Annotated in this window: 13 protein-coding genes; all 13 read right to left on the reverse strand. The window is 47.1% G+C overall.

Annotated elements, in window-relative coordinates; all coding sequences use genetic code 11:
* The 13 genes from fliQ to fliE all read right to left on the reverse strand — a co-directional run bounded on the left by fliQ (position 1) and on the right by fliE (position 11,544).
* Positions 1–270, reverse strand: coding sequence for a flagellar biosynthesis protein FliQ (fliQ, locus tag AACQ42_RS03715; RefSeq protein ID WP_013856321.1), 270 nt, complete (start codon positions 268–270; stop codon positions 1–3).
* A gap of 11 nt (positions 271–281) precedes the next feature.
* The gene (fliP, locus tag AACQ42_RS03720; RefSeq protein WP_094165171.1) at positions 282–1,121 is read right to left on the reverse strand and encodes a flagellar type III secretion system pore protein FliP; all 840 of its coding nucleotides are present in this window, start codon (positions 1,119–1,121) and stop codon (positions 282–284) included.
* A gap of 46 nt (positions 1,122–1,167) precedes the next feature.
* Positions 1,168–1,548, reverse strand: a complete 381-nt coding sequence (gene fliO / locus AACQ42_RS03725; protein WP_013856319.1) for a flagellar biosynthetic protein FliO — start codon at positions 1,546–1,548, stop codon at positions 1,168–1,170.
* 33 nt (positions 1,549–1,581) lie between these two features.
* Complete coding sequence (gene fliN / locus AACQ42_RS03730; protein WP_010318705.1) at positions 1,582–1,992, reverse strand: flagellar motor switch protein FliN; 411 nt, start codon at positions 1,990–1,992, stop codon at positions 1,582–1,584.
* A gap of 17 nt (positions 1,993–2,009) precedes the next feature.
* Positions 2,010–3,062, reverse strand: coding sequence for a flagellar motor switch protein FliM (gene fliM / locus AACQ42_RS03735; RefSeq protein WP_088729043.1), 1,053 nt, complete (start codon positions 3,060–3,062; stop codon positions 2,010–2,012).
* A gap of 7 nt (positions 3,063–3,069) precedes the next feature.
* Positions 3,070–3,570: a flagellar basal body-associated protein FliL gene (fliL, locus tag AACQ42_RS03740; RefSeq protein WP_017045735.1), complete on the reverse strand. Its 501-nt coding sequence runs from the start codon at positions 3,568–3,570 to the stop codon at positions 3,070–3,072.
* Between the two features lie 33 nt (positions 3,571–3,603).
* Complete coding sequence (locus AACQ42_RS03745) at positions 3,604–5,649, reverse strand: flagellar hook-length control protein FliK (protein ID WP_094165173.1); 2,046 nt, start codon at positions 5,647–5,649, stop codon at positions 3,604–3,606.
* A gap of 172 nt (positions 5,650–5,821) precedes the next feature.
* Positions 5,822–6,274, reverse strand: coding sequence for a flagellar export protein FliJ (fliJ, locus tag AACQ42_RS03750; RefSeq protein WP_010318709.1), 453 nt, complete (start codon positions 6,272–6,274; stop codon positions 5,822–5,824).
* 3 nt (positions 6,275–6,277) lie between these two features.
* A complete protein-coding gene (gene fliI / locus AACQ42_RS03755) occupies positions 6,278–7,600 on the reverse strand; it encodes a flagellar protein export ATPase FliI (protein ID WP_013856312.1) in 1,323 nt (440 codons plus the stop codon).
* On the reverse strand, positions 7,600–8,403 hold the full coding sequence (gene fliH, locus AACQ42_RS03760) for a flagellar assembly protein FliH (protein ID WP_094149460.1): 804 nt from the start codon (positions 8,401–8,403) through the stop codon (positions 7,600–7,602). The genes fliI and fliH overlap by 1 nt, the downstream gene beginning before the upstream one ends.
* A 30-nt stretch (positions 8,404–8,433) precedes the next feature.
* Positions 8,434–9,483, reverse strand: a complete 1,050-nt coding sequence (gene fliG, locus AACQ42_RS03765; protein WP_013856310.1) for a flagellar motor switch protein FliG — start codon at positions 9,481–9,483, stop codon at positions 8,434–8,436.
* Complete coding sequence (gene fliF / locus AACQ42_RS03770) at positions 9,476–11,218, reverse strand: flagellar basal-body MS-ring/collar protein FliF (protein WP_013856309.1); 1,743 nt, start codon at positions 11,216–11,218, stop codon at positions 9,476–9,478. Before fliF ends, fliG begins: the two co-directional genes overlap by 8 nt.
* A 14-nt stretch (positions 11,219–11,232) precedes the next feature.
* Positions 11,233–11,544 (reverse strand): flagellar hook-basal body complex protein FliE, encoded by a 312-nt coding sequence (fliE, locus tag AACQ42_RS03775; RefSeq protein WP_026028064.1) that lies wholly within the window; start codon positions 11,542–11,544, stop codon positions 11,233–11,235.
* Positions 11,545–11,621 lie beyond the last annotated feature (77 nt).

Here is an 11,621-nt window from a genome sequence, read left to right on the forward strand (position 1 = left end):
CTAGTACAGCACCTGTGGTAGCCGTTCAACGATAGAGAAGAAATACTCCATCAACATCTGCGTCATCCAATGGGCAAAGAACATCAGTGCCAGTAACGTCACAATGAGACGCGGTAAAAAGCTCAACGTCTGTTCGTTAATTGAGGTCGCGGCTTGGAAAATGGCGACCACTAAGCCAATCAACAAACTCGGGATGATGATGGCGCACACCATGATAAGCACCATCCACAGTGCGTCTCGAAACAGCTCAACAAAGACTTCAGGAGTCATTCGCGCCCCCGCTATAAAGCAAAACTGCCGGCTAGCGTTGAGAGGATCAAGTTCCATCCATCCACTAGTACAAACAGCATGAGTTTAAAAGGCAGCGAGACGATCATCGGCGAAAGCATCATCATACCCATCGCCATCAAAACAGACGCCACCACTAAATCAATGATTAAAAAGGGCAAAAATAGCATAAAGCCGATTTGAAACGCCGTTTTTAGCTCCGAGGTGATGAACGCAGGGATCAGCACCGCCATCGAGACCTCTTCAGGATTGGTTGCGTCAGAGCCCGATATCTCAACAAAGGTTTCTAAATCTTTGACTCGCGTCTGTTTCAGCATGAAGGCTTTTAGTGGCTCTTGAGCCGTATCAAACGCTTGACGCGCCGTCATCTGCTCATTGAGATACGGCTGCACAGCTTGCTCATTAATGGCATTGATGACTGGTGACATAATGAAAAAAGTGAGAAAAATAGCGATGCCGATAATTACTTGGTTTGACGGCGTTTGTTGCAGACCCATTGCCTGGCGCAAGATCGACATCACAATCACGATACGTGTAAAGGAAGTCATCAAAATGACCATGGCAGGCAAAAAACCTAACATGGTCATCAAGGCTAAAATTTGTAGATTGATCGAGTAATCTTGACTGCCATCTGAATTGGTCGTCATGGTAAATGCTGGAATACCGCCACCACCACTGACGCTACCAGCGGCTATGGTTTTAGAGGCGCCACTGTCTTTATTCATCGCCGTTACTGTCACCGTTTCTGCGCCTACGGCGCTGGAAGGAATTGGCGTGGCTAACTCTTGCTCTGAAAACGCAAACGGGGTAAACAATAGAGCCATCAGCAACATAGAAAGATGCCATAGATGACCAAGGTAACCCAATGAGGCCGTGCGACTATTTCTTGTCATTTTTCTTTAGCAGCTGAGTCAGTTGACCGGCAAACGGACTGACCTCAGCCTCCTCCTGTTTGAGTGGGGCATCTAATTTGGCGATCAATTGGACAGATTGTGACGTGACTCCGACGAGAAATTGTTCTTCTCCCGCTTGCACAATAACGATACGCTCTTTGGTGCCCACTGGCAGTTGGCGTACAATGCTCAGCCCTTTTTGATTACCGAACGTGGGCACTCGCATGCGTTTTAACACCCAAGCCAAAAAGAGAATTAGCGCAATAACGAACAAAAGCGACCCGAAAGTGGTCGCTAAATCTAAGTGATCATTCGGCGCTGCCATCGCTTGGCTTGAACAGAGCAATAAACCGATCAGTTTTTTCATCCAAATACTTCTTTTTCGTAAGCCGACGTTATGCTAACGCAGCTTTTTAATACGCTCAGTCTGGCTGATTACATCGGTTAAACGAATACCGAATTTATCGTTAACCACTACCACTTCTCCATGAGCAATCAAAGTGCCGTTCACCATCACATCCAATGACTCACCCGCGATGCGATCAAGCTCAACCACCGAGCCTTGGTTCAATTGCAGTAAGTTACGAATGCTGATCTTCGAACGCCCCACTTCCATCGAAATGGTCACCGGAATGTCCATGATCGTATCAAGTTTGCGGCGCTCATCTTCGGTGATCGGTGGTGAAGTGTCTTTCAATTCATCAAGAGGCGCGGCCAGAATTTCATCTACATCAATACTAGGCGCGGATGGGTCTTCCCCTAATGCGGCTGCCCATTCGTCTGCCAATCTTTGGTCGTCACTTGGTTCCATCTTCGTTACCTACTCTATTATTCTTCGTTATCTTCTTCGTCATCATCTTCAAATTCAGACATGATGTCTTTGCCTAAAAAGGCGAGATCCGTTTTTACTACATCAGGGCGTTTAATTTTTTCAGAGACTTGAACCGCCATTTTTTCACCAGAGCGGCCCATTTTCACTCGGTAAGTTGGCAGCTCTTCAACAAACATCGTTGCGTTTTTTGGCATTTTAATTGGGATGATATCGCCTACTTGTAGATCCATTAAGTCACGCAATGAAATGTCTTGTTCTAATAAATTGACTCGGAAATTGACGGGTACATCCATGATCTCTTCGCGCAGTGCAGAACTCCAACGCACATCGGTTTCCATTTTATCAGACTGGACACCCGCATCGAGTAACTCACGGATGGGTTCAACCATCGAATAAGGCATGACCACGTGGAAATCGCCGCCGCCGCCATCGACTTCGATATGAAACGAGCTCACTACGATCACTTCCGTTGGGCTGACGATGTTAGCCATACTTGGGTTCACTTCTGAATCCAAATATTCAAACTCAACGCCCATCACCGGTGACCAAGCTTCTTTGTAGTCACCGAAAACAATTTTTAACAGTAATTGAATGACACGTCGTTCTGTTGGCGTAAATTCGCGCCCTTCAATTCGAGCGTGGAAACGGCCATCGCCACCAAAAAAGTTTTCCACCAAAATGAAGACTAAACGCGCTTCCATCGTGACCAACGCTGTCCCTTTTAACGGACGAAAACGCACCATGTTCAAGCTGGTCGGAACATAAAGCGTATTTTGGTATTCACCAAACTTCATCATTTGTACGCCGTTAATCGACACTTCAGCCGTTTTACGCAGCATGTTGAACAAACTAATACGCATGTGACGAGCAAAACGTTCGTTGATAAGCTCCAGCGTAGGCATTCGCCCACGGACAATACGGTCTTGCGAAGAGAAGTCAAAGTTAATCGCCGACTTATCGGCAACATCGTCATCGTCTTCCGCCTCATCAACACTGTCTACACCATGAAGCAGGGCATCAATTTCGTCTTGGCTTAATAAATCAGTCACTTCTCACCTACTGCATTACAAAATCGGTAAACAACACTTTTTCGATCACAGGTTGCCCAACCGCTTTAGTGAGTGCCGCTTTAATATCATCTGTCGCCTTATCTCTCAGCTCAATTCGCCCGGTAGGGCTACGAAGCTGTTCCACAGTGGCAGACGCAAAAGTGGCCAGTAAAGAACTTTCCACTAAAGGTGAATGGTAACGTGCAAGGCTTTCGTTTTCTGAACCTCGCACCATCAACTGCACTTTGATTTGCACCAAACGATCTTTCTTATCACCCGTGACGTTAAACACAAACGGCTGTGCAATATTAACGTAAGCTACAGGATCCGTTGGCAAAGCTTGCTGCGCTGCGGGGGCTTGCTCACTCGTGGCTTCACCCTCATCTCCGCTCATCAAAAAGAAAGCTGCACCACCACCACCAAGCAGTAACACTACGGCAGCAATAATGATAATCAGCAGTTTTTTCTTCCCTTTGGGGGCTTCCGCGCCTAACTCTTCATCGGCCATAATGTTCTCTATGTCGTTATTTTTAATATTAGTTTAAGCGTAATAACTGATTCCATCACGCTTTGATGCGACATTCAAATCAAGTTTGACGTCTGTATCAAGGTTTTCTTCGTCTAAATAGCTTCCGTTGCGCGCCAATTGACCAGATTGGGCATCCCCGTCGGCAGTGTAGCGCGCTTGTTGCTGACCAGCGCTCTGTTGTTGGACAGAGGTCTCACCCAACTGCACACCTTGTTGTGCCAACATTTCTCGTAGCCTTGGCATAGATTGTTCAATCACATCACGTGCTTGATGGTTAGCGACCGTAAAATGAACCGTCGTATGATCACCATTCATATTCATACGAATTTGTAAACGCCCCAATTCCGGTGGATCTAAGCGAATATCGACATGTTTAAGGTTTTTCGACATCATCATTTGCAGCCGTTCCGCCATTTGCTCACTGGCCATTTCTCGGTTAAGCAACAAAGGAGGCTGTTGCGCGGCTTGCAAGTTGTCAGCACGGCTCTGCGTCGCGTTCAAACCATGTTGCCCCAAAGCACTCGAAAGCTGCTGCGCTAATGTGCCCTCTTTTTGCTCTTGAGCCGACCCTGCATCATTCACACCCGATAACGCTTTCGCGCCTAATCCGGCTTTGAATAGCGCGGGGTTGAGTGGCAATTCGGCATGGGTTGCAGCTGGTATCGCGGCCGCATTCGCTAACTGTTGTATTTGTACATTGGATAACTCATTGCTTGCTGTAACAAGAGGTGACGATGCTAGTGCGGCTTTGTCTGCCGCCACGGCAGCCTGCATGGTTTGAGATTGTTGCTGAGCTAAGGCTTGCTGAACAGAATGGGCTAATGAAACCGGCGTATTTTTACCCTTGAGGACCGTTTCACTTTGTGCCACATCTAGAGGTAATGCTTGCCCTTCGGCAACAACTGTGTTCGCCCAAGGAATGGCAGCGGCAGTCAATAACGCCTCTGTGGGCAGTCCTTGCTGATCATTTTCCGAATCGGTTTGAGGTGTATTCGTAGATGGAGAGAGTGGCAACTTGCCCTCTGCTAAATTTGTTGTCAATTGTGAATCAAGTGCTTGCGCTTCAACCAAAGGTGATGGCTCTATGGGCATGGTGTTGTCACTTTTTGCCACCGCGTTAACTGCTGCATCGCCAACTTCAGTTGTGGCAAGTAAAGTGGCCTCATCTTCTATCGCTTGCGACAAAGCGCTTGCTTGCACTGACTTTGTATCTTGAGGCGGCTGAATGAATTTTCGGACTGATTCCGGCAGGATGAGTTCACCATTCTCTTCAGTCTCTGCGTTTAAGCTTGATGCCGTAGGTGAACCTTCCGCAGCCATCAAACGCTCTTTGCCCTGCTGAATAGGCAGCACACGCTCTGCATCTTGTTCCGTGATGTGCTGATCAGATAATGGAGCTTGCTCATTCACTGACGCCGGTGCTACTGATTCAGTAGTGGGTTTAGCGAATGCATCCTGTGCTGATATTTGCGCAGCCGCTGGCGTTTTTTGCTCCACTTGATCCGAGGAGTCACCTGCGTTGTCGTCGATTTGCACGTCTACCGGATGAGTGTTTTGTGGCAAGGTTTTGCCGTTTTGGTCAGCAAGTGCTTGATTGGCGCTATTTAAACGGCCAAGGATTTCATCGCCATCGCTCATCACTTGTGCTGTTTTCTGCTGAAGAGCGGAGTCATCAACCTCTGCTGAAGGGGGTGATTTTGTTTGCGCGGTATCAACATCGGCCTCTTCACTCAATGCCTCACCAAGTTCTTTATCTAACAAGGCATCGCTACTTTGGGCTGCCACGTCATCGGTGAGCACAGCTCCCTCATCAAGCGCCTTAAAGTCAGTTTCTGCCGAAGATTCAGTGCTACGACCCATAATGAGGGCGGTCAGTTTTTCAAAAAAACCTTGAGATTCAGAACCTTCACTCACCGCATCAGAGCCTGCTTTACTCACGCTGGCCATTTTAGAGGTGTCGGATGGTGTTGTAATATTTACATTCATATCCATGATGCTCGCACTAAAAACAGAGGATGACGCGGATTCATTATTGGCCAGTAAGCCATGTTTCATCATTTTTTGACGATGGCGCAGTGGATTAACCTAATGAACTCCGTGATTAGTCAGAAGCAAGAAATGAGCCAAGCCTTCAATATCGATAAGAAAGTATGACACCCATCTTATTGGACACGTTGACGACTTGAGGCGTCAGTGACTTAAAACTTATTTTGATTAAAACTTATGTTGCTTAAAACTTGTGTTGATTAGAACGTTGCCTGCTAAAGAGCAGTGTAGAGAACTCATCCATCTGCTTCTGCTCTCGTTTATCTTGTAGACGTTGCGCTTCTATCTGTTTTTTTTCAATGAGCCATTCGTAAGAGCGTCGCTGTTTTCTCACTTCCATCCAATGCTCTTGGCAGTTCTCTACCTGATTTTTGAAGTGTTGTTCTGCATCTCTTTGTTTGACAAGGGTTTCATCTAACTGGGTAAGAAATCGGTTTAAGTGTCCATATTGGCTCGCCGTCAAACCTGACATGCCGCGCTCCATAAGCTGCTGACAATAATCCAGTCGATATTGTTCAATCTGCGCCAACTGCTTGTAATAACTCTCTAGCTCATCACGCGATTTAGATAACGCCATCACGGCTTTTTCTTCTTTGTCTTTGGCTTGGTCAAGCAAAAACTCGAGTGCGTTATCCATCGATTACCCCACTTGCAAAACGTGCTTGAGCATATTGACGCACATGTCGTAAGGAACCGAATCCTTCATCCCTTGCTGCAAATATTCATCCAGTCTAGGTTTTAGCGTAAATGCACTGTCAATCGCAGGGTCCGTCCCCGGCTTGTAAGCACCGATAGAGACGAGATCTTGATTTTTCCGGCAGATGGAGAGTATTTGACGCACCGCTTTCGACATCAACAGATGTTCATCGGTGGTGATTTGTGGCATAACACGGCTGACCGATTTCTCTACATCAATCGCTGGGTAATGTCCGGCATCGGCCATTTCACGTGATAAAACAATGTGACCATCAAGAATGGCTCGCGATGCATCAGCGATCGGGTCTTGTAGATCATCCCCTTCGGTGAGCACGGTAAAGAAAGCGGTAATCGATCCTTGGTGAGGACCGCCATTTCCCGCTCGTTCAACCAAGGCGGGCAGTTTAGCAAACACCGATGGCGGATAACCTTTTGTGGCTGGCGGCTCACCCACAGATAACGCAATTTCACGTTGCGCTTGGGCAAAACGAGTCAACGAGTCCATTAGTAGCAATACATCTAACCCTTGATCACGAAAGTATTCCGCAATCGCTAACGCGGTTTGACAGCCTTTTAAACGCATCAGCGGTGAGGAGTCCGCAGGCGCGGCTACTACAACTGAACGTTGACGTCCATCAACGCCTAAAATCTCTTCTATAAACTCTTTTACTTCGCGGCCACGTTCACCAATCAGCCCCACCACCACCACTTGAGCGGTTGTGCCACGAGTCATCATGCCAAGCGTTACCGACTTACCGACACCAGAACCGGCAAATAAACCAATCCGCTGCCCTTTACCCACCGTCAGTAAACCGTTGATCGCTTTTAGGCCAACGTCCAGAGGTTCTGTTATGGGTTTGCGAGCTAATGGATTGATGGGGTCAGCATTAAACGATGCGCGCTTTTCGGTATAAATAGGCCCCAGCCCATCGAGTGGATTACCGACACCATCAATCACCCGTCCAAGCAGCTCCATCCCGACTGGTAGGCCAGCATCCCCTGTCATTGGGGTAACTTTAGCTCCGGGCAGTACGCCTGTTATCTGTTCGCTGGGCATCAGATAGAGGTTATCGCCAGAAAAGCCAACCACTTCCGCTTCCATTTCTCCTGACATGGTTTCTACTTTACATAAGCTACCAATAGGAGCTTTACAACCGGTAGCCTCAAGGGTTAAACCAACCACACGGACCAGTTTGCCAGATGCCATTGGGCGGCAGGTTAACCCTTCGGTTTTGTATTGACTAAGGCGATCGGCAAGAGACAACACTATTGCTCACCTTGTTGGTGACGATTGGTGCCACAAAAACTTTTCAACACGCTACGAATGCGATCTTCCATTCGATAATTCACACTCGATTCACCTGCTTCAATCTGGACGTCACCGCGATTTAATGCCGGCTCTTTGACCAATGTCCAGTTTCGGAAATCCAGCTCTTTTTCGCCATAAGCAGAATGAATCACTTCAACATCTTCTGGATGGAGTTTTAATGTGATGGCATGACCAGATACAGGCAGGGACTCAACCGACGATTTGACGGTATCTAAGATCACTTGCGGATTGGTTTGTACTTCAACGTGAACGACTTCTTTGACCAAGGTTAAAACCATATCGACCAGCTGTTTTTCGACTTGGGCATTCATCAACTCTAGCGGTTGAGCAAATTGATTGGCAAGACCAACGAAAATATCAACCTGCTGCTGGATGAGAGTTTGCCCTTCAGCGACCCCCTCGGTTTTGCCTTGCTCAACACCTTCTTGGTGTCCTGCAATCAGCCCTTCTTCTTTGCCTTTTTCATAACCTTGTTTGAATCCGGCTTCTTGGCCTTGGTGCAAACCTTCTTGATAAGCCCCTTGTTTGATCTGGCCAATCTCTTCTTCGCTGAGTTGCAGCGGCTCTTCAACCACAGGCTCATCAAAACTTGGCATCCAACCGGGGTCGTAGTTCATTGCCGTTTCTTTGGCTTTTTTATTGATCTCTGCGCCGTAGTCCGGCAACCCCCACTTTTTGGCTTGTTCAATATTAGCGTCTGCATCTAAACGTAAAAAGCCGCGTTTTCTTTCTCCAGACATAATGCTACCTATTGTTGAGTCAGGGTTAGATTATAAGAATTCGTCTGCGCCGCCAGACAGCATAATTTCGCCACTGTCGGCCATACGACGTGCAATCGCCAGAATCTCTTTTTGCGCCGCTTCGACATCTGATACTTTAATCGGAGGCATGGCTTCCAGATCATCTTTCATCATCTCAGCTGCACGTTTTGACATGTTTTTGAAGATCTTCTCACGCAATGCGTCATCAGCACCTTTAAGTGCTTTTTGCAGTACATCTTGCGGTACATCACGCAGCAATTTTTGAATGCCTTGGTCGTCCACTTCGACTAAGTTTTCGAACACAAACATCAGATCTTGGATCTGCGTTGCCATGTCTTCATCTTGCTCACGCATCTGATCCATGAGGATGCCTTCGATATTGTTATCGAGGTAGTTCATGATATCAGCCGCGGCTTTCAAGCCACCAATTTTCGCCGCTTGCGCGCCCGCTTGACCGGCAAATTGTTTCTCCATGATTTCATTCAACTCAGCCAATGCCGAAGGTTGTACTTCTTCAAGGTTGGCAATGCGCATCAATAAGTCTAAACGGTCACGTTCAGCAAACTGCGCCAAAATTTCAGCCGATTGATCCGGTTCTAAATACGATAAAACAATGGTTTGGATTTGTGGGTGTTCATTAACAATGATGCTCGCCACTTGTCGTGGGTCCATCCATTTCAATGAATCCAACCCTTTTGAACCCGTGCCAAGCAAAATTTGATCGACCAAGTTATTGGCTTTATCGGCACCTAATGCAGCGATAAGCGCGTTACGCATAAAGTCTTCGCTGCCCATACCGATATTGGTGTATTTCTGAATATCTTCGAGGAAAGCACGATGCACCGCGCCGACTTTCTCTTGGCTAAGCTCTTTCGCTTTCGCCATCGCGCTACCGACTCGTTGTACCTGTTTAGGTTCAAGATGGCGGATGATGCCAGCGGCGTCCTCTTCGTTTAAGCTCAACAACAAAATAGCCGCTTTTTCATCACCAGAAATTGTTGAAATATCAACCGATGATTCTGTCACTTCTGTTCCACTCTTATTTTTATTATCAGGCATTTTGCATCCAATTCTTCACTACTTGAGCCGCAAGTTCAGGCTCATTGGCCACTAGAGCACGCACCGCTTTCAGTACATCCTCATCCTTGTGTAAGTTTGGCAAATCAATACCGGAACCAAACTCAAAGAGATCACCGCCATCAATACCACTGCCAATTAAACTGGTTTCACCATCAGCACCAATCGGTAAACCATCAGGTCCGTACATTGGGTCATCATCATCCGCAGCAGGGTTGAGCAGTTTTTTCAGCGCAGGGCGAACCAGCACCAGCACCACAACCACAATAACCAAGGCACTAGCAAACCAGCGTACCCAATCATTGAAGTTTGGATGCTCCCAAATAGGGACATCAACCATTGACTCAACTTCAGGCACGGCAAATTGCATGCTCAAGACATTCAACAAATCGCCACGGTTTTCATCAAAGCCAACCGTCCCAATCAATACTTGTCGCACGGCGCTAATTTCACTTTCGCTCAGGGGAGTATAGGTGACTTCGCCAGTCTCTGGGTTAACCGATGGTCGGTTTTTAATCGCCACCGCAACGGTTTGGCGATTCACCACACCCGATTGTTTGCGTTCATGACTGATGGTGGTATCGAGTTCAAAATTGCGCGTGGCTTCTTTATGGACCGAACCTTGCCCAAGTACCGAGCCATCTTTCATCTGCGCAACGTCTTGTGGGATAGAAGCATCCGCAGGTGGCTGATTACTTAATGCACCTGGAACGCCAGCCACCACATTGCCGTTGTTATAGTCTTCAAGCGTATATTCGCTGCGTGTCGCTGGCGTATTCGGGTCAAAGCGTTTACGCGTTTGTTCAATGGCACTGAAATCCAGTTGGATATCCACTTGGGCGGTGTAATTACCAAAGCCTAGAATTGGGATTAATACCGAATCAATTTTGTCACGCAGCGCCTCTTCTTGCTTGCGTTCAAGTTCTTGTTCTTTACGACGGGCTGACGACACAGGATCTTGAGAGCCTGAGCTGAGCAGCCGACCATGTTGATCAGTCACGGTAATTCGATTGGGTTTCATCCCTGGCACGGCACTGGCGACCATATCGACAATAGAGTCGACCTCTTCTTGTTTGAGGTTAGCACCAGTTCGCAAGGTAAGAAATACGGAGGCAGAAGCATCTTGGTTATGACGAACAAATACGCTTTGCTTAGGCAGTGCCAATAACACACGAGCTTTGTTGACGAGCTTCATCTCTTCAATCGCTTTGGCAAGCTGACGTTCACGGCTAAGTTTAAGGCGCTCTTGCTCAAGGCGCTGAGAAACACCAAAGCCCATGTCTTGCATCAAGATTTCATCGCCCGCTTGCTTGTTTTGATTTAACCCTGCACGGACGAGGTTGAGTTTTAAGCTGTTGTATTCACTGGATGGCACTAAGATAGTATTACCATCTAATTTGTAGGTCAGTTTCTGCTGATCAAGATAATCGAGGACAGGAATAAGTTCTTCGGTTTCATAAGCGCCAAGCGGGCGCATTTCAGGTTCTCGAACCCAAAAGAACAACATGACAATCAGTGCCACACAGATGGAAATAGAGAGGACTAACACCACCTGGCGCAACAAGTCCAAGTCGCCCATCGCAAAATCACTTTTGGATGAACTCTTCTCTTCAAGATCTGGGTTTTGCGTGTCCATGTCTAGATCTGAGCTCGCCATTAAAGCGTGGTCAGAACCACTGGTCACGGTAAGATCGGTTGTTTGCTTATCTTCTGCCACGGCGGCTACCTAATTTATACGGGCATATTCATGAGTTCTTTGTAGGCGTCGACAAGTTTATTTCGAACTTGAATCGTCGCTTCAAAGGCTACACTCGACTTATTACGAGCAATCATCACATCCGATAGTGAGACATTTTCATCTCCCCGATCAAAGCGGGTTTGTAAATTACCTGAGGTCTTTTGCAAACTGTTCACGTTATTAATGGCTTTGGAAAGCATGTCGCCAAAATCAGCACTCACACTTTGTCCAGTTGCCGTAGGACGAGCATTGGTTGCTTCCAACATCATTGTTTGCATTTCGCTGTTTAAACCATCAAGTCTCATTGCTACCTCTAACGCCAAATCTTTGACTGCTGTGCTGCTTCTTTCTGTGATGCAGCAATTTATATGCCATCACCCAC

The sequence above is a fragment of the Vibrio sp. V12_P9A6T4 genome, assembly GCF_963874835.1.
Classification (GTDB): domain Bacteria; phylum Pseudomonadota; class Gammaproteobacteria; order Enterobacterales; family Vibrionaceae; genus Vibrio; species Vibrio anguillarum.

Bases quoted from the DNA above. Each gene is read 5' to 3' on its own strand.
- fliE (WP_026028064.1), bottom strand. From the start codon at position 11,544: ATGAGACTTGATGGTTTAAACAGCGAAATGCAAACAATGATGTTGGAA.
- fliP (WP_094165171.1), bottom strand. From the start codon at position 1,121: ATGTTGCTGATGGCTCTATTGTTTACCCCGTTTGCGTTTTCAGAGCAA.
- fliN (WP_010318705.1), bottom strand. From the start codon at position 1,992: ATGGAACCAAGTGACGACCAAAGATTGGCAGACGAATGGGCAGCCGCA.
- fliQ (WP_013856321.1), bottom strand. From the start codon at position 270: ATGACTCCTGAAGTCTTTGTTGAGCTGTTTCGAGACGCACTGTGGATG.
- fliJ (WP_010318709.1), bottom strand. From the start codon at position 6,274: ATGGATAACGCACTCGAGTTTTTGCTTGACCAAGCCAAAGACAAAGAA.
- AACQ42_RS03745 (WP_094165173.1), bottom strand. From the start codon at position 5,649: ATGATGAAACATGGCTTACTGGCCAATAATGAATCCGCGTCATCCTCT.
- fliG (WP_013856310.1), bottom strand. From the start codon at position 9,483: ATGCCTGATAATAAAAATAAGAGTGGAACAGAAGTGACAGAATCATCG.
- fliL (WP_017045735.1), bottom strand. From the start codon at position 3,570: ATGGCCGATGAAGAGTTAGGCGCGGAAGCCCCCAAAGGGAAGAAAAAA.
- fliO (WP_013856319.1), bottom strand. From the start codon at position 1,548: ATGAAAAAACTGATCGGTTTATTGCTCTGTTCAAGCCAAGCGATGGCA.
- fliH (WP_094149460.1), bottom strand. From the start codon at position 8,403: ATGTCTGGAGAAAGAAAACGCGGCTTTTTACGTTTAGATGCAGACGCT.